19 protein-coding genes are annotated in these 17,878 nt (G+C 66.7%); 12 read left to right on the top strand and 7 right to left on the bottom strand.

Features of this window, described 5'->3' with window-relative positions:
- Positions 1-909: 909 nt before the first annotated feature.
- Entirely contained in the window at positions 910-2,553 is a 1,644-nt protein-coding gene (locus MU521_RS08685) for a Cdc6/Cdc18 family protein (RefSeq protein WP_092690156.1), read from the top strand.
- 45 nt (positions 2,554-2,598) lie between these two features.
- Here MU521_RS08685 and MU521_RS08680 read toward each other — a convergent pair whose 3' ends face one another.
- Positions 2,599-3,285: a S26 family signal peptidase gene (locus tag MU521_RS08680; protein WP_092690158.1), complete on the bottom strand. Its 687-nt coding sequence runs from the start codon at positions 3,283-3,285 to the stop codon at positions 2,599-2,601.
- A gap of 106 nt (positions 3,286-3,391) precedes the next feature.
- Here MU521_RS08680 and MU521_RS08675 point away from each other — a divergent pair, with 106 nt between their 5' ends.
- Positions 3,392-5,116: a DNA-directed DNA polymerase II small subunit gene (locus MU521_RS08675; protein WP_092690161.1), complete on the top strand. Its 1,725-nt coding sequence runs from the start codon at positions 3,392-3,394 to the stop codon at positions 5,114-5,116.
- Between the two features lie 21 nt (positions 5,117-5,137).
- Here MU521_RS08675 and MU521_RS08670 read toward each other — a convergent pair whose 3' ends face one another.
- The gene (locus tag MU521_RS08670; RefSeq protein ID WP_092690163.1) at positions 5,138-5,521 is read right to left on the bottom strand and encodes a hypothetical protein; all 384 of its coding nucleotides are present in this window, start codon (positions 5,519-5,521) and stop codon (positions 5,138-5,140) included.
- Positions 5,522-5,676: 155 nt separating this feature from the next.
- Between MU521_RS08670 and MU521_RS08665 the strand changes: the two genes are divergently transcribed.
- The 3 genes from MU521_RS08665 to MU521_RS08655 all read left to right on the top strand — a co-directional run bounded on the left by MU521_RS08665 (position 5,677) and on the right by MU521_RS08655 (position 10,467).
- Entirely contained in the window at positions 5,677-6,867 is a 1,191-nt protein-coding gene (locus tag MU521_RS08665) for an aspartate kinase (RefSeq protein WP_092690165.1), read from the top strand.
- Positions 6,868-6,990: 123 nt separating this feature from the next.
- Positions 6,991-8,664, top strand: coding sequence for a DUF7827 domain-containing protein (locus MU521_RS08660; protein ID WP_092690167.1), 1,674 nt, complete (start codon positions 6,991-6,993; stop codon positions 8,662-8,664).
- Between the two features lie 126 nt (positions 8,665-8,790).
- On the top strand, positions 8,791-10,467 hold the full coding sequence (locus tag MU521_RS08655; protein ID WP_092690170.1) for a DUF7827 domain-containing protein: 1,677 nt from the start codon (positions 8,791-8,793) through the stop codon (positions 10,465-10,467).
- A 14-nt stretch (positions 10,468-10,481) separates the two neighbouring features.
- On the opposite strand, the gene MU521_RS08650 is transcribed toward MU521_RS08655, so the two are convergent.
- Both MU521_RS08650 and MU521_RS08645 read right to left on the bottom strand, forming a co-directional pair.
- Positions 10,482-11,141 carry a metallophosphoesterase family protein gene (locus MU521_RS08650; RefSeq protein ID WP_092690173.1) on the bottom strand — a complete coding sequence of 220 codons (660 nt, stop codon included), beginning with the start codon at positions 11,139-11,141 and terminating at the stop codon, positions 10,482-10,484.
- Positions 11,142-11,184: 43 nt separating this feature from the next.
- Entirely contained in the window at positions 11,185-11,763 is a 579-nt protein-coding gene (locus tag MU521_RS08645; protein WP_092690176.1) for an IMP cyclohydrolase, read from the bottom strand.
- An 89-nt stretch (positions 11,764-11,852) separates the two neighbouring features.
- Here MU521_RS08645 and MU521_RS08640 point away from each other — a divergent pair, with 89 nt between their 5' ends.
- Positions 11,853-12,275 (top strand): hypothetical protein, encoded by a 423-nt coding sequence (locus MU521_RS08640; protein ID WP_245681155.1) that lies wholly within the window; start codon positions 11,853-11,855, stop codon positions 12,273-12,275.
- A gap of 92 nt (positions 12,276-12,367) precedes the next feature.
- Entirely contained in the window at positions 12,368-13,021 is a 654-nt protein-coding gene (locus MU521_RS08635) for a lactate utilization protein (protein WP_092690182.1), read from the top strand.
- Between the two features lie 51 nt (positions 13,022-13,072).
- Here MU521_RS08635 and MU521_RS08630 read toward each other — a convergent pair whose 3' ends face one another.
- Positions 13,073-13,492 carry a DoxX family membrane protein gene (locus MU521_RS08630; protein ID WP_092690185.1) on the bottom strand — a complete coding sequence of 140 codons (420 nt, stop codon included), beginning with the start codon at positions 13,490-13,492 and terminating at the stop codon, positions 13,073-13,075.
- 81 nt (positions 13,493-13,573) lie between these two features.
- Between MU521_RS08630 and MU521_RS08625 the strand changes: the two genes are divergently transcribed.
- From MU521_RS08625 to MU521_RS08615, 3 genes are all read left to right on the top strand, one after another.
- On the top strand, positions 13,574-13,819 hold the full coding sequence (locus MU521_RS08625; protein ID WP_092690187.1) for a BolA/IbaG family iron-sulfur metabolism protein: 246 nt from the start codon (positions 13,574-13,576) through the stop codon (positions 13,817-13,819).
- A gap of 69 nt (positions 13,820-13,888) precedes the next feature.
- Entirely contained in the window at positions 13,889-14,230 is a 342-nt protein-coding gene (locus MU521_RS08620) for a glutaredoxin family protein (RefSeq protein ID WP_092690189.1), read from the top strand.
- A 107-nt stretch (positions 14,231-14,337) separates the two neighbouring features.
- Complete coding sequence (locus MU521_RS08615; protein WP_092690192.1) at positions 14,338-14,607, top strand: DUF7571 family protein; 270 nt, start codon at positions 14,338-14,340, stop codon at positions 14,605-14,607.
- A gap of 68 nt (positions 14,608-14,675) precedes the next feature.
- Here the strand turns inward: MU521_RS08615 and MU521_RS08610 are convergent, their stop codons facing one another.
- A complete protein-coding gene (locus MU521_RS08610) occupies positions 14,676-15,155 on the bottom strand; it encodes an LLM class flavin-dependent oxidoreductase (RefSeq protein ID WP_092690194.1) in 480 nt (159 codons plus the stop codon).
- 219 nt (positions 15,156-15,374) lie between these two features.
- On the opposite strand from MU521_RS08610, the gene MU521_RS08605 reads away from it, so the two are divergent.
- Entirely contained in the window at positions 15,375-15,956 is a 582-nt protein-coding gene (locus MU521_RS08605; RefSeq protein WP_092690196.1) for a hypothetical protein, read from the top strand.
- Positions 15,956-17,326 (top strand): cytochrome P450, encoded by a 1,371-nt coding sequence (locus MU521_RS08600; RefSeq protein ID WP_092690199.1) that lies wholly within the window; start codon positions 15,956-15,958, stop codon positions 17,324-17,326. Before MU521_RS08605 ends, MU521_RS08600 begins: the two co-directional genes overlap by 1 nt.
- 18 nt (positions 17,327-17,344) lie before the next feature.
- Here MU521_RS08600 and MU521_RS08595 read toward each other — a convergent pair whose 3' ends face one another.
- Positions 17,345-17,875 carry a hypothetical protein gene (locus MU521_RS08595; protein WP_175452824.1) on the bottom strand — a complete coding sequence of 177 codons (531 nt, stop codon included), beginning with the start codon at positions 17,873-17,875 and terminating at the stop codon, positions 17,345-17,347.
- Between the last annotated feature and the right edge of the window lie 3 nt (positions 17,876-17,878).

Genomic DNA, 17,878 nt, shown 5'->3' with positions numbered 1-17,878 from the left:
AGAGCGGGATCACGGTCGGGAACGTGGGGCACCACACAGGAGCGCGCCTCTAGTCCTAGTTTCCGCTAGTCTAGCCGTTTTCCATAGCACTAGCCACACGACATACTAGCTCCACTAGAAGAAGGGGTATTTCGAAGTTCTACGGGTATGGTTTATAGAGTAGTAACTTAACGGTTTTCTTCTATAGAAAGGGGGGACCCCCCCACCCCTTCCCACCTCGTTCCACCCGAAACGAAGGGGTGGGGGGGTTACCCCCCATTCTTTCCCGTCGAACCATCTCTCTTTCTCGATCACCCTCTCGTCGCGGTGCGTCCCTAACCGTCATCTCGACGACTGATCGTCCGCCGAACTCTCCCTCTCCGGACATTTCCCCTCGAACCGTCCCGTCCTCCCGCCTGTGAATCCCTCTCTTCGTGTCCGGACCACGTCGAACCCCGACCCCGTCGTTCAGACCACAGTTTTCGTGTTCTTCGTGAAGACATCTCACGAAACGTTCTCGACCGACTCACGCGTGGTCGCGATCAACAAGTCGTGACGACTGAACCGGGATCGTTCGGCCCACGCTGGCCGTCGTCACGTTCCGGGTGGCCAGCCCGACCGCGGCCGGGCTGGCTCACTCGCTTGACCCGAAACGCAGGTGTTGTCCCGGCTCGTTGGATCCGTACCGTTCCCGCCAGGCGCCGAGACCGGCGACTATCCGGTCTGATACTGCCCGCAATAGACCCATACGGTGACCTCCGGACCCCTCAACAATCGAAATATTTAATAAGTCGTCAACCACGGGTTCTTGTGGTTCAACTGGACGTCCCCGAAGAGCTCGATTTCCGCGTAGAGCGGATATACGACGACTCGAGGGCTGTTTCTGGGACGCAAGGTGTCTCTCTCCACCTGAAATAGAGGGGTACGTTTATGACAGGAAGCGGGAACGAATCCGACGAACCGGACACGGGAACGGGGAAGCCAGACGGACGGGACGGGCCCAGTGAGCAGGCACCGCTCGACGACACGGGCGGCGAGGACCGGCCCAGCGTCGACGTCGAGGCGGGCGACGCGGACTCGTCGCTGGACGACGTGGTCCTCGACGACGTCGACGAGGACGACGACCTCGACGAGGCCTCGCGTGGGCTGTTCGACGACCTGCTCAGCGGTGCGCCCATCTTCGAGAACAAGGAGGTGCTGCGCCCGTCGTACACGCCACGGGAGCTTCCCCACCGACAGGAACAGATCAACAACATGGCGACGATCCTCGTCTCCGCGCTCCGGGGCGACACGCCGTCGAACATCCTCATCTACGGGAAGACCGGGACCGGCAAGACCGCGAGCGCGAAGTTCGTCAGCGAGGAACTCGAAACCACCTCACAGAAGTACGAGGTTCCCTGTGAGGTCCAGTACATCAACTGCGAGGTCACGGACACCCAGTACCGCGTCCTCGCCCAGCTCGCCAACAAGTTCATCGAGAAGAACCGCGAGGTGATCGACGACCGCATCGCCGAACTGGAAGAGCTCCGCGACCGCGCCGACGACGACCCCGCCGTCCTGGAATCGACCGACGGGAGCGCACTCGAAACCGGGGTGTCGGTGGGGTCGGGCCCAGGTATCGACGAGGTCGACACCCTCGAGGAACTGGACGCCCTGATCGAGGACCTGGACGACGACCGCGCGGAGTTCGAAGAGGTCCCGATGACGGGGTGGCCGACCGACCGCGTGTACAACAGTTTCTTCGAGGCGGTCGACTACCACGAGCGCGTGGTCGTCATCATGCTCGACGAAATCGACAAACTCGTCGAGAAGAGCGGTGACGACACACTCTATAACCTCTCGCGGATGAACTCCGAACTCGAAAACTCTCGGGTGTCGATCATGGGCATCTCCAACGACCTGAAGTTCACCGACTTCCTCGACCCCCGCGTCAAGTCGAGTCTCGGCGAGGAGGAGATCGTCTTCCCGCCCTACGACGCCAACCAGCTCCGGGACATCCTCCAGCACCGCGCCGACGACGCCTTCGAGAACGAGGCGCTCTCCGACGACGTGATCCCGCTGTGTGCAGCCTTCGCCGCACAGGAACACGGGGACGCACGCCGCGCGCTCGACCTCTTGCGGACCGCGGGCGAACTCGCCGAGCGCGGCCAGACCGAACGCGTCGAGGAGGACCACGTCCGGCGCGCCCAGGAGAAGATCGAACTCGACCGCGTGGTCGAGGTCGTCCGGACCCTGCCCACGCAGTCGAAACTGGTCCTGTTCGCGATCATCCTCCTCGAGAAGAACGGCGTCCACAACATCAACACCGGCGAGGTGTACAACATCTACAAGCGCCTCTGTGACGAGATCGACGCCGACACGCTCACGCAGCGCCGCGTGACGGACCTCATCTCGGAACTGGACATGCTCGGCATCGTCAACGCCGTCGTCGTCTCGAAGGGGCGGTACGGCCGCACCAAGGAGATCAGCCTCTCGGTACCCATCGACGAGACCGAGGCGGTCCTGCTCTCCGATTCACGACTGGGCGACATCGAGGACGTGCAGCCGTTCGTCCAGGCGCGGTTCGACAACTGACCAGCCGAAATCTGGTTGACGACCGAACGCCGAAAATCGGAATTCTCAGGTCGCCGCCGCGACGGCGTCGGCGGTCCCGACCGGACTCGTCTGGAAGTTGAGTCGGAGCCAGCCCAGCCCGGGCATCCGGAACTCCGCGGTGCCGATCACCCATTCTGGCCTGACGGGCTTGGAGACGCCCTGTACCTGATCGTACTGCATGTTCGAGGCGGGATTGTCCCCGCGGGTGATGAACGCGTCGTGTTTCGCGGGGCAGTATTTGAGGTCGTCACAGGAGTCGGCGTCTTTCGGGAGGTGCTTGGCCTTGGCCTCGTCGTACCAGTTCTCGCCCGCCTCGACGTAGAACTGGGCCCGGTGTATCACCGGTGTCGCCTGGCTATCACCGTTGGGTTCGTAGACGATCACGTCACCGGGTCTGTTGAATTTCCGGAACTCACTCCGGTTGGTGCTGTAGACGGTGGCGACGCCGGTGCCGGCGACGGCGTTGTCGCTGGGGAACCGCTCCTCTTCCATCACGAACACGAGGTCCCCGACGCCGATGTTCGGTTGCATGCTCCCACTCTCGATGGCCACCATCGGCGGCCAGACGCCGCTGATGGCGAACAGCAAGACGCCGATCCCGACGACGGCCAGCACGCTCGTGGCGAAATCGTCGAGGAACGATCCGGCACGCTCGTCGGTGTCCGGGGGATTCGGCCCCCGCCGGCCCCCCTCGTCGCTACGCTCGGTCATTGCTACCCGGTTGTGCCGAACCACGCTTCAACTTTCTGCCTCTCGATGATTGCCGGCGGGTTTCGGGTCCGATACGCTTTAGCTTCGCCACCCGTTCTGTGGATCCGTGCCGCTGGAGACGCCCGCCCGCATCGTCAGCGTCCTCGCGACGCGCGGGTACAACGCCGACCGCGAGGCCGTCACCCTCCTCGCCGATGCCGACGATCCAGCCCGCGCTATCGACCGCGCACTCGAGGCCGCGCCCGACGACGCGATCAAGCTCTCGGCCGATCACGTCGCGTCGGTGCTGGCCGAATCCGACGGCCGCCGCGACCGCTCGACCGCCGCGCCGACCGCCGACGACGCCACAACGGAAACGACCGACTCGGAGCCGGGGGGTCCCGCGAACCCCGCCGAACCGGAGGCAACGACGGCCGACACCACCGACGCAGACCCCTCCATTTCGAGTGGAACGGACTCCACCATGTCTTCCGAATCCGGGTCCGCCGTTCCACCTGAAACAGGGGGGTCTTCGGACGCGGCGGGGGCGGCTGAATCGGACGCTGCCACGGCGACCGACCGTCGGCCGACGGCCGAGCCAGTCGCGACCGGCGAGCGGTCTATCGATACGTCCAACCACGACGTGGAGATCGAGGGGGACATGACCGGCCAGTCGACCGGCACCGGCGAGTACAGCGACTTCGTGGCCGTGTTCCGGGACCGCTACGAACGGCTCAGCCGGCAGTTGCGCGGTCGCATCAACCACCGTCCGACGAACACGCTCTCCTCGATGGCCGGCGGGAGCGAGGCGGCCATCGTGGGGATGGTCTCGGACATCCGCTCGACGGCCAGCGGGCACTGGCTGATCGAACTCGAGGACACGAACGGGGTTTACCCCTGTCTCGTGATGAAAGACCGGGACACCGCCGAGCAGGTCGACGAGTTGCTCCACGATGAAGTCATCGCCGTCGAGGGGACTCTCTCCGACGACAACAGCGACGGCGACGGCATCCTGTTCGTCGACGACCTCTACTTCCCGGAGATTCCCCGGACGTACCAGCCTTCGACGGCCGACCGCGAGGTCAGCGCCGCCCTCGTGAGTGACGTGCACGTCGGCAGTCAGGAGTTCATGGCCGACGCCTGGACGCGTTTCGCCGACTGGCTCCACACCGAGGAGGCCAACGCCGTTGAGTACCTGCTGATCGCGGGCGACATGGTCGAGGGCGTCGGCGTCTACCCCGATCAGGACGAGGAACTCGACATCGTGGACATCTACGACCAGTACCGGGAGTTCTCGGAGTTTTTGAAGGAGGTGCCGGGAGACATGGAGATCGTCATGATCCCGGGCAACCACGACGCCGTCCGCCTCGCCGAACCCCAGCCCGGATTCGACGAGGAACTCCGGGATATCATGTCGGCCCACGACTGCCGGATCACCGCCAATCCCTCGATGGTGACCGTCGAGGGCGTCTCCGTCCTGATGTACCACGGTGTCTCGCTGGACGAGGTGATCGCCGAGTTGCCCGACGAGAAGGCCAACTACGACGAACCCCACAAGGCGATGTACCAGTTGCTGAAGAAGCGCCACGTCGCGCCCCAGTTCGGCGGGCACACCCGGCTGGCCCCCGAGGAGCGGGATTATCTGGTGATCGAGGAGACGCCCGACGTGTTCCACGCCGGCCACGTCCACAAGTTCGGCTACGGGAAGTACCACAACGTCCTCACGATCAACTCGGGGTGCTGGCAGGCCCAGACCGCATTTCAGGAGAGCGTCAACATCGACCCCGACTGCGCGATGGCTCCCATCGTCGATCTCGACACGCTCGACCTGACGATTCGGAAATTCGCCTGAGAACGGCCCGTTCAGTTCCGATCACCCGTCCAGGCGGTACTTGACGGTCGGTGTGCCCTCGAAAAGGGGGCCAGCGCCCACGCGAGTGAAGCCGGCGTCGTCGGCGGCCGACTGGACCACCTCGTCGGGTTCGGGGACGAGCAACTCGACGGCCATGCCCTCGCCGCGGGCGAACCGGACGGGTTCTTCGAGCAGGCGGTCACAGACCGCTGGCTCACCCTCCAGTTGCGTGACGTGGACGGTCTGGGCGCGGGCGTCGTAGCTGACGAAGCCGACGATGTCGCTGTCCCGTTCGGCCACCCGGACCGTCCGGTCGTGGACGAGGTTGCGCATCACGTCGGTCGGGGCGTCGGTCAACTCCGACAGCCGGCCGGCGTCGGCCTCCACGGCGTCACGGACGTCCATGTTCGTGCATGGCGCTCTCCGGGGAAAATAGTTGCTCCGCCCGCCCGTCGAAACCGGGCGTTGGCCCCGTCCGCGTCGCTAATGAACACAGTTATCCCGGGGGCTGGTCAACGCTGGCACATGAGCAGCGCACACACGCCAGTGGCGGTGATCGCATGCGCGTAGTCGCGAAGTTCGGCGGGACGAGTCTGGGGAACGGTGACCGGGTCAACCGGGCCGCGGACTCGATTACGGCGGCCGTCGAGGCCGGCCACGAGGTCGCCGTCGTCGCCAGCGCCATGGGTTCGACGACGGACTTCCTGCTCGACGAGATCCAGTACGAGGCCGACGAGGCCGACCGCGCGGAGATCGTCAGCATGGGCGAGCGCACCTCCGTCCGGATGCTGAAGGGCGCGCTCTCCTCGCGGGGCGTCAACGCCGTCTTCCTCGAACCCGGCCGTGACGACTGGCCGGTCATCACCGACGAACACGGCGAGGTCGACGTGGCCGAGACGACACGCCGCGCGAAAGCCCTCGCCGAGCAGATGCACAACGACGACGTCGTTCCCGTGATCACGGGCTTTCTCGCCGAGGACCACGCCGGCAACGTGACGACGCTGGGCCGCGGTGGCTCGGACACCACGGCCGTCATGCTCGGGCAGTACATGAACGCCGACGAAGTGGTCATCGTCACCGACGTGGAAGGCGTCATGACCGGCGACCCGCGCGTCGTCGAGGGCGCGCGCAACGTCGGCGAGATCACCGTCGACGAACTCCGGAACCTCTCCTTCCGCGGTGCCGAAGTCGTCGCGCCGAGCGCGCTGACCTACAAGGGCGAAGACATGAGCGTCCGGGTCGTCCACTACCAGCACGGCGACATCATGACCGGCGGGACCTCCATCGAGGGGCAGTTCGAGAACCTCATCGACATGCAGGAGGACAAGCTGGCCTGTCTCACCGTCGCCGGCCGTGCGGTCCGGAACGAACCGGGTATCCTCTCGAAGCTGTCGACGGCGCTGGCCGACGCCGGCATCAACGTCGACGCCGTCTCCTCGGGGATGGACTCGATCACCTTCTACATCGACGAGGACCACGCCGAGGAGGCCGAGACACTGCTCCACGACGAGGTCGTCGAGTCCAGCACGCTCTCCTCGGTCACCGTCGACGACCCCTACGCCGTCATCCGGGTCACCGGCGGCGAACTCCAGACCGAACCCGGCATCGTCAACCGGATCGTCGCCCCCCTCGCGGACGAACGCATCAACGTCCAGGACGTGATCACCAGCGCCACCTCCGTCGCCGTCTTCGTCGACTGGGAGAACGGCGAGGAGGCCCTCGGCCACATCCAGACCGTCTTCGACGACTGATTCCGTCCCGATTCCTGTCCGATACTCTGTCACTCGAATTGACACCAAAAGACATTCGTATCTGCTGAATAGTTTCTCGCGTATCCGCCCTGAACGAAACGTGCAATCGGGTGGGATGGACAGATGACTACGACACGACAGCGCGTGGCCGCCCTGGCCCTCTGCGCGCTCGCGCTCGCGAGCGTCGCGGCGGTCGCCACGGCACCGGCCGCGGCACAATCCGACGATGGCGTATCGAACACGACCGACGCGACGAACGCGACGGGGGACCTGACCCTGGACGCGGCGTTCGCGGCCGCGACGTGGCCCTCCAGCGACGTGACGGTCTCGGAGACGCACAACCCGCTGACGCTGACCGCCAACCGGGCCAACTACACAGTGACGGTCCGCAGCGAGGAACTCGATTCCTCGACGCTCGCCGACGTGTTCGCCGACGAGTTGGCGACCGACGACCCGGCCGTCGCCGACTTCGGCGAGACCGAGGGCGGCCTGTTCCGCATGCGTGTGCTGGACCGGAACGCGACGATCCTGGCGAACTTCACGACCGCCGTGACCCAGCCGTACACCTTCGAGTTCGAGGCCGGGAACGCGACCGCGACCGCGACGACCGAGATCGTCCGGTGTGAGTGTGTCGGCGCCGGGTTCCTCGCGGACGGACGCGACGGTGCGACGTTCACGGCCGAGCAGTCCAGTGTCGTCACCGTTCCGGTCGGGCTGAAAAACACCGATCAGGCCGAACTGGAGATCGACGGCGACGACCTGGAGATCACCGGGACCGTCGTCGACGGGAACGACGACGACCGCGTCACGCTCGTGTTGAACACGCACCTGATCGGGCGAAACGGGCCGTTCGACGACCACGCGCGTCCCTACTGGACCCGGCGGGGACTCTCCGTTCGTGACTCCGCCGATGGCCTCGAATCGGTCCGCGTCCCGGAGGTGCCCGGCGGTGACTATCCGATGGACACCGAGGAGTTCGACGTCACGATCCGGGACGACGACGAGACGCTCGCGACAACGACGCTGACGATCACGGAGCGGTCGGGCGCGGCCCTCGACAGTCGTGTCGGTCCGGCCGGCCTCCTCACGAACGTGACGGCCGCCGACCTCCGGAGTGCCGTCGCGGACGGGGCCCTCACCGCCGACGAAACCGTCCCGAACGGGTCGGCGCTGGTCTACGAGATCGAGAGCCCGAGCCTGTTCGGGCCGCTCCGGACCGCGGCCAGCGGGTACGCCAGCGCGGACCGATACACGCAGGCGTTCCTCGACACCGTCACCGACCGGAACGATTCGGTGATTCCCGGCGACGCGCCGGCGTTCGACATCGACGGCCCCTCGAACGCCCGTATCGACCTCCTGAACACGTCCCGCAACGACGGCTTGGTCGTCGTGCCCGACCGCGAGAACGCGACGCTGTACGTCGGCGTCCGGACGGATCGGCTCGCCGTCGCCAACGGCACGGCCCTGGGCAGTGGCGAGACGTTCACGGCCAGCTTCGGCGTCTACGATCGGACCGCCAGCGAGGCAGTGCAGTTCGCCGACGGGGCGGACGACGAGTCCGGAACCCCGGCGCCACCGTCCCCGGAACCGCCCGCCACGCCGGAGCAGGGGACCAGTCCGTCCCCGGACGCGGGTGACACCCCGTCGCCCGAGACCGCGGCACCCCCTGCTGACGATCCGACCGAGGGGTCGCCCGACGCGACGACGACCGCCACCGGTCCCGGCTTCGGCGTCGCCGCTGTCGTGGCCGCCCTGCTGGCCGTGAGTTCGCTCGCGGCCGGCCGCCGCCGGGACTGAGGCGTCGCTTGTCGCCGACCGACCGAACTCTCAACTTTTCTGTCAGTCTGGCTGATACCACAAGGCATTCCCGCCAGTGGTGATATTTTCGCGGCAACCCACTCCGAGTAGAAGTGGGGGAGACGAATGAAGACGACACGACAGCGACTTGCCGCCCTGACCCTCTGTCTGCTTACGCTGGCGAGCGTGACGGTCGCCATCGCACCGGCCGCGGGCCAGACGGCGGGCAACGACGATGGAGCATCGAACGTGACCGAACTGGACGCTTCTTTCGAGTACGATAGCGTAGACGGGTGCAACCCCCATGTCGAGGGCGAGTGGAACTCGCTCACGCTGACCGCGAACGCCGAGGCCTACGCCGTGACGTTCCATGCCGACGGACTCGACGCCGAAGAACTCGTCAACATCTTCGACGATGGGCTGGACGCGGCGGAACCAGACATTTCGGCCGTCGAGCGCGTGGACGACGAGACCGTTCGGCTGCGGGTCCGGAGTCGCAACGCTACCCTCCCGGCGAACTTCTCGAACGTCGACACCGGCGATTACGAGTTCGTCTTCGAGGCCGGCGAGAACGCGACTGCGACAGCCACTGTGACTAAGGCCGAGGTCTCGTGCGTCCGCGCGGAGTTCCTCCGGGGTGGGTCCTACGAGTCCGGCCGATCGGGCGTCGTCACGGTCCCGATCTGGCTCGACGAAACCGACGAGGCCCGAGTCTCGATCACCGGGAGCGATCTCTCCCTCTCGGCCGATATCGTAGACGGGAACGACGACGGGATCGTCACTCTGGGTCTGAACACCCACCTCGTCGGTCGCGACGCGCCCGACGACGGGCACGGACGTTCGTACTGGACTCGGCAGGGGCTGACCGTCCGTGACTCGGCGGACTCGATCGCCGATATCGCGCTCGACGACGTACCGGGCGGCGACGACCCGCTCCCGACCGGCGAGTACGAACTGGCCGTCGACCGTGAGCGGATCGATTACACGCTCGCCACGGCTCCGCTGTCGATAACCGACTCTGCCGCCGCGGACTTCGAGTCCTGGATGGGACCAGCGGACACGCTCGCGAACGCGACGGCAGGTGACCTCCGCCGGGCCATCGCGAACGGCACGCTCGTCGACAACGAGAGCGTCTCGAACGGCTCGGCGCTGGTCTACGAGATCCAGAGTGCCAGCGTCTTCGGTCCGCTCGAAGCCGCCGTGAGTCAGTACGATGGGTCTGATCGGTACGCACAGGCGTTCTTCGACATCGCCGCCGACCGGGAACTCTCGACTGTCCCCGGGAATCCGGTCACGTTCGATATCGCCGCCGATTCGGGGGCACGGATCGACCTGCGGGAGACCTATCGGAACGACGGACTGGTGTTCGCCCCGGACCGCGACAATCGAACGCTCTACGTCGGCCTCCGGACTGATCGACTTACCGTTCGGAACGGGACGGCCGTCGGGAGCGGACAGGAGTTCGAGGCGAACCTCATCATCAACGGCGAGATCAGCCGGCAACCGGTGACGTTCCGCGGCGTGAACGCGACGCTCGCTCTCCCGTCGACGCCACAGACGCCGGTTGCACCGACACCGGACGACACGGCCACCGAGCGGGACCGGTCCCCGACCCCCGACACACCGGGTTCGACCACGGTCGGTGGAGTCACGGTCGAGACACCCACCTCGGCCACTGCCGACTCGACCGGAGAATCACCCGACGCGACCACGGCGGTGACCGGTCCCGGCTTCGGCGTCGCTGGCGTCCTCTTCGCCGTGCTGGCGCTGTCCGGGCTCGCGGCGGGCCGGAACCGCGATTGATCGACTGTCCGAACTCAGCGGCCCTTCCGCAGTCGCTTGCCGACCTTCGCGGGTAGGTCGGCCTCGTCGACGGCATCCACGACGGCGTCGATGTCGTACTCGACGCGGCGTTCCTCGACGGTCATCGAATCGAGATCGAGGATGGAGTAGGCGGCCCGCGGGTCCTCGTCACGGGGCTGGCCGACGCTGCCGGGGTTCATGACGATGCCCTCCTCGAAGACCTCGTGGGCCTGGACGTGCGTGTGGCCCATGATCAGTACGTCCTCCTGGTCGAGGAGAGCGGGCTTGAAGAGTCCAGGATAGGTGTAGCGGTCGGGGTCGTCGGGGTGGCCGTGGACGACCTTCACGCGGCCGTCGTGTTCGCGACGTTCGTCGGGGAGGCTCCGGAGCCACTCGATCTGCTCCGGGGAAAGTTGCTCGCTGGCGTACCTGACGCCGGCGTCGGCCATGCTGTTGAAGCCGAAGCCGGTCTCGGTGGCCACCGCGCGGTCGTGGTTGCCCATGACCGTCGGGGACCCCAGCTCTCGAACCCGGTCGACACACTCGGCGGGCCAGGGGCCGTAGCCGACGACATCGCCGGCACAGAGGTACCCGTCGACCGACGGCATATCCGAAAGCACCGCCTCGAAGGCCACGAGATTCGCGTGAATGTCGGAGACGACGGCGAGTCGCATAGTCGAGTGGAGCGGTTCGAGGCTGGTAAGTGTTCGTCCGCCGCTACTCGCCGTTCTCGATGGCCGTGCTGATCCCCTCGTCGTCCCGGACGACACCTGCGGCACAGACGGCGTGTTCGAACTCGTGGCCGTACACTTCGGTGGCGATCTCCGCGGGCGTCTCGCTGTCGAGGTCGAAGGGTGTCGGGCTGTCCTCCTCGTAGGTTGCGACCAGCGTGGGTTCGTCGACCTGTTCGACCAGCAGGGCGTCCTTGCGGACGGTGCCGATGTAGCTCTCGTCGCCAACTACACCGGCGATCCGCGGTGTGTCGTAGTCGTCTTTCTCGTAGTCCAGCGTGAGCAGGGACTCGGCCAGCGCGTCCCGCGCGGGATAGCCCAGGCCGATCTTCTCGGTGATGGGGTCGACGTGGCTGCCGTTGCCCACGACGACCGCGCCGTCGACCTCGCGGACGCAGTTGTACGAGATGTAGGGGTTGTCCGTCTCGGGGGCATCTTCGGTCGGACCGACGGTCAGGGTGGCCCCGCCCTCGCGGGCGACGATCCGGCGGTTCGGGAACGATCGGGAGGAGACCCGATACGCCGCCCGGTCCGGTGCGACGACGACGAATCTACCGACGTACATACTCCGTTCTCCCGCGCTCGTCGGAAAGTAGGTGTCGATCCCCGACGGCCCCGAAAAAGTACATGACGCTCGACGCCCTACTCCCGGATGTGTCAGCAGGATACGCGCCGGACGAGGTTCCGCTCTATCGGGATCTGGACACCCGAGACGAGCAGTACGAGCGGGCACAGGACAGTGCCGAACCGTTCTTCGCGGTCGAGCAGTACGAGGAGGGCTACGCCGTCACCTACGACCTCCTCCCGGCTGGTTTCCAGCTCGCCGAGCCGGCCCGGCAGGAACTGGACGAACGTCTCACCCGCGCCGTCGAGGAGATCGTCGGCGACGCCGACCGGCCCACGACGGAAGTGAGCCGCACGGTCGGCGATTCGCTGGGTAACGTCTCGTTTTTCGGCCGCGAGGAGAGCGCCCGCGAGGTCGCGGCGGTGATCTCGACCATCGTCCTCGACGAGGACAACTGGGTGACCGGCCAGCCACCGGACGCCTCCGGCCCCGACCCCCGCCGGAACGACTGACCCGAAAACTCCGGTAACACCGGTGTCACCCGCTAACACCGGCGTCCGCGATTCTTTATGGAGCTGGCGCGGATAGGATGGGGTGAGACCAGATGTCCCAGAAAGCAGACTACGCCGACGAGACCGAGATCGACGACTCACTCGACCAGTTGCCCGACGACGAGACCGTCGAGGAAGCCGTCCAGAACCTCGAAGCCAACGGGTTCGAGGTCGTCGTGGTCGACTCGGCCGAGGAAGCGCTCGACACGCTCAAATCGCACATCCCCGACGGCGCGTCGGTGATGAACGGCCACTCCACGACACTCGAGGAGATCGGCTTCGACGAGTACCTGACGGAGGGCGATCACGAGTGGGAGGCCCTGCCCAACGAGATCTGGAGCATCGACGACGACGCCGAACGGCAGGCCGCCCGCCGCGAGGCCCAGACCGCCGATCACTTCCTCGGGAGCGTCAACGCCATCGCGAAGACGGGCGAACTGGTCGCCGCCGACCGCTCTGGGAGTCGCATCGGTGCCTACCCCTTCGCCGCCGCCAACGTCACCATCGTCAGCGGCGTCAACAAGATCGTCGAGAACCTCGACGCCGCCCTCGACCGACTCGAGTCGGTGGCCTACCCCCTCGAAAACGAACGCGCCAAGGAGGCCTACGGCGTCGAGAGCGCCATCGCCAAACAGCTCATCTTCCGGCAGGAACTCGAAGAAGGTCGCACGACGGTCGTCCTGATCCGCGATCAGTTCGGGTACTGACCGGCTCCGTTCCGCTCCATCCGTCCCCCCGGCGTCCGTCCCACCCCTGTTTCAGGGCCGTACCCCATCCGCCAGCACTGCCCACGCCAGTCCGGTGAGCGCGATGTCTCGGATCAGTACGTCCGCGAACAGCCCGCCACGTGTCAGTGCGACGACCGCCAGATAGGCCGTCGTCACCGTCAGCGAGACGGCGGCGATGGCGGCCCCGACGGCCACGAACCGGTCGGCCAGCAGGCCAAGCCCGACGGCGATCTCGGGCGGGCCGTTGAGCAGCATGAACAGTCGCGGCGAGACGACGAGCCACGGCGCGAGCCAGTCGACGACGTAGACCGCCCACGCCTCGGGGGCGAGGAGTTTGTGGACGCCGGCGACGACGAGCATCGCGCCCAGTCCCGCGCGGGCCAGCGTCGAACCCGCGGGAAGCACGGTCGCGAGGCGCGTTCGGAGCCGGTCGGTGACGGAGAGCGACATATCCCACCGTTGGGACCGGTCACGGAAAACCCCGGGACTCCGGACGAAGCGGTTTTCCCCTCGCGGACGCTCTCGAATGGTATGGACGAAGCCGCCGTCGCCGACCTCATCGAATCGGAACTGCCCGACGCCACCGCCGAGGTCACGACACCCCGTGACCCCGACGACGACAAACACTACGCCGTCACCGTCGTCTCGCCTGTCTTCGAGGGCGAGAACCTGGTCGACCAGCACCAGCTCGTCCACGACGCGCTCGGCGAACACCTCACGCGGGACATCCACGCCATCGAACTGGAGACCTACACGCCCGAGGAGTACGAGGGCTAGGGACGATCGGTTACTCCGGTGACTCCCACTAGCACAACCCATTTACTCCTCGCCGACCTGAGTTCGCCCATGAGCTTCGATCCCGAACCCGATCTGTCGCCCGAGGAAGTACAGGAGCGCGTCGACGAAACCATCGAGGACAACGAGGTCGCGCTGTTCATGAAGGGCACGGAACTCATGCCCCAGTGTGGCTACTCCCGGAAGGCGTTGAACCTGCTCCAGCAACACCGCGAGGACGTGGCGACGGTGAACGTGCTGGACGCGCTGGACGAACACCGCGAGGCGCTGGAGCGCCACAGCGGCCGCGAGACGATCCCGCAGACGTTCGTCGACGGCGAGTTCGTCGGCGGCAGCGACATCCTCGAACAACTCCACGAGCGCGGCGAACTCGAGGCGAAACTGTCGGCGTGAGCCCGGCTGTGCGGTGAGACGCTGCCGGCCGTCCGGTCGGTTCTACGCGCCGTCGATACTCGGGGCAGGTATTTACGAGGTGAGTACGTGGTCCTCTCTGCATCGCTATGAAACCGTGCCAACGCTGCCAGACGGTCATCGACGAGTACACTCTCGACAACAAACTCGACGGCCTCCGAGACCTCACGGTCGACGACTTCAACGTCTGTGCGGACTGCGTCACCATCGTTTCGGATGCGTGCGTGAAGTGCGGCGGCGCGGTGTACGTTCCCCGGGGTGAGTCGAACACACCCGACTACTGCCCGGCCTGTCGGTCCGCCCTCATCGAGCGCACCGGGCACGATCCCGGCTGGAACCGCGACTCGACGGCTCGCTGAGCGCCACGGGCGAACCGGCCGACGACGGCCAGACCGGGTCGATCTCCGGCGACCGGTCGGCCCCGTTCTCAGGACTCGACGACCGGCGGTTCGTCCAGCGGGTCGCGCTCCTCGCGGCGCTCGAAGGCGTCCTCGACGTACGGCTGTAGCGCCGCCTCCTTCTCGGTGCGGTCGATGCCGAACCCGTCGAGTTCCACGTCCGAGGCCGACTCGCCGGTGCCGAACTCGACGCGGCCGTCCGAGACCAGGTCTAGCGTCGCGACCTGTTCGGCGACGCGAGCGGGGTGATTGTACTGGGGCGGCAGGAGCTTGATCCCGTGGCCCAGCCGGATATCGTCGGTGCGCTGGGCGGCGGCCGCGAGGGACACCTCCGGGGCCGCCGAGTGGGCGTACTCCTCCAGAAAGTGGTGTTCGACGTCCCAGACGTAGTCGTACCCGAGTTCGTCCGCGAGTTCGATCTGGTCGAGTGCGTCCTCGTAGAGGGCCTGTTCGTCGCCGTCGTGCCAGGGTCGTGGCAGCTGGTGTTCGTGGAAGATCCCGAATTTCATGGTTGCGCGCCGGGAGCCGGCCGGACGCCTCGCCCACCCTGCGCCGCGTGGCTTGGTAGCGATTCACTTTCACCGGACGTCGGACAACGTGTTGCGCGTCAGCAGCGAGGCCGCTTTTAACCCCCCTCAGATACCGTGCGGTGGAGTCATGTTGCGAGTCGGTGCAGTATGCAAGCAGTTACCACGGGGTGGCGGTCGCCCCTGAGGGAGCCTTCAGGTATGTCAGATTCCACGACACCCGATCTCGACGCGGTCGTCGACCAGCCGGACGAACAGTTCAGGGCGAACCTCGGGCCGGCCCTCGACGGACTCGACGACGAGGACGCGCTCGCGGAGTTGCTCGTCACCCGGCCGACGGTGTACGAGCGGCTCACCGACCGGATGGCCACCTTCGAGGGGATCACCGAATTCGCCACGAACGACCCCGAAACCGTCGAGCAGTACCTCCGGGTCCTGTGGGGCGGGATGGGGTTGATCGCCGCGAACATCTCCGCCGTCGGCGACGCCGTGACCGTCGAGACCACCGTGAACTGGGAGGCCACCGACTCGCCCGTCGCCTTTCACGCGGCCACCGATCCCGAGACCGGATCGATCTCGGGCGGGCCGACACTGGCCGACGACCCGAAAATTACCTTCGAGGGACAGACGGAGGTCCTCTTCCGGATGCTCGGCGACGACGAGTTCAACGGCCAGCTGGCGTTCGTCCAGAACCGCTTCGACATCATCGGACCGCTGGAACGCTCCCGGCAGTTCAACGAGACGATGGAGGCCGTCGGCGAGGCGATGGAGGCGCTGGTCTGATGGCCCGGAACCGGCACTCCGGCGCGACCCCGCCCGGCCCCGGCGTGATCGAGCGGCTGGGGCAGGCCCGGCGGCTGCTGTCCGAGGACGTGACCAGCGTGCTGACGCGCACTCGCGAGCGGTACGGCCCCGTCGTCGACCTGACGATGCCCAGCGGCGATCCCGGGGTTCTACTGGCCGAGCCGTCGGCGGTCCAGCACGTCCTCGAAGGGAACCCCGACAACTACCGGCGCGCGTCGGTCTATCGGGAGGAACTCTCGGAACTGTTCGGGGACGGCCTCCTGACGAGTGAGGGCGACCTCTGGCACCGCCAGCACCGTCTCATCCGGCCGATGTTCGGGTCGGGGAGCGTCCAGTCGTTCACCGACCTCATCGTCGACGAGACCGACGCCATGCTCGACCGGTGGGCCAGTCGGGACGAGATCGACCTGTTACAGGAGATGGAACGGGTCACGCTGTCGATCATCGGGACGGCGATGTTCAGCGCCGACGTGGAGCGCCACGCCGAGGACATCCGGGCCGCCCTGCAGGTCCTGCGCCGGGGCTTCCAGCGCGAGGTGGGCGTGGTCCCGACCTTCCCGGAGTGGGTCCCCTCGCCGCACAACCGCCGGATGCAGCGCGCCATCGACGACATCGACGCTGTCGTCCACGAGTTGATCGACGCCCGCCGCGGCCGGGCCGAGGAGTACGACGACCTGCTGTCGAAACTGCTGACCGCCCGCACCGACGAGGGCGCGCGGATGGACGACGAGCAGATCCGGGACGAACTGGTCACGTTCCTGCTGGCCGGCCACGAGACGACGGCGGCGGCGCTGACCTGGACCTGGTACCTGCTGGCGAACAATCCCGGCGTCCACGAACGCCTCCACGACCACGTCGCCGACGCAGACCCGACCGACGTGGTGGGTTTCTCCGCGGGCACGGCGGGCGACGAATCCCTGCTCAAACAGTGCGTGCAGGAGGCCATGCGGATCTACCCGCCGGTGCCCGTCGTCACCCGCGAGGCCATCGACCGCGACGAGGTCGCCGGCTACGAGATCCCGGCCGGCGCGGAGGTCGTCCTCAGCCAGTTCGTCGTCCATCGGGACCCCGACCTCTGGGAAGACCCGCTGGCGTACCGCCCCGAACGGTTCGCGCCCGGCGCACGCGAGGAGCAGCCGGCCTACAGCTTCTTCCCCTTCGGTGGCGGCCAGCGCATCTGTATCGGGCGGCTGTTCGCGCTCGCGGAGGCCCAGTTGATCCTCGCCCGCGTCGTCTCCGACGTACGGCTGACCCTTCGGTCGCCGACCCACGACACGCCCGCCGTCGATTCGGCCGTCACGATGGTTCCCGACGAACCCGTCGAGATGGCCGTCACCGAGTGGTCGTAGCTTCCGGTTCCCACCCGCTCAGTGCAACGTCCCCTCGCGCACGTCGTCGTCGTGGGCGAACAGCGCGTACCCGACCTCGGCCGCACTGTGACCGGTCTCGGTGGCGATCTCCCGGATCGGGTCGAGCATCGTCACGTAGTCGGCGGCGTCGAAGGTCTCCTTGCGACCGTCGAGGTAGTCCAGCCGATCCAGCGTCGCCCAGACGCGGGTGTCGACGACCGCGTGGCGCTCCGGGTCGAGCGCGGCCAGCACGCAGGAAGCCGTCGGTGCCTTGAACCCCGACAGCCCGCAGAGGAGCTGGATCTTCGAGAAGTCACCGTCGACCGCGAGGACGTTGGCAGTCACCTCTCGACACCGTGATTCGGGGTTGTTCTCGACGTGGTAGGCGCTGCGGGTCGAGGACTCGTAGGCGATGTCGTACAGCTGGTCGCGGGTGAGGTGCCCCTGTTCGCGGTAGCTGTCGCCGAACGATTCGAGACGTTCGGGGAGGACGCCCTGTGTCTGTTCGTAGTAATCGAGGTACTCGTCGACGAGCGCCGGCAGGTCCATGCG

Origin of the sequence: Halorientalis regularis (assembly GCF_023698535.1) — an archaeon.
Taxonomy (GTDB): domain Archaea; phylum Halobacteriota; class Halobacteria; order Halobacteriales; family Haloarculaceae; genus Halorientalis; species Halorientalis regularis.
This window is presented reverse-complemented; position numbering and strand designations above follow the sequence as displayed.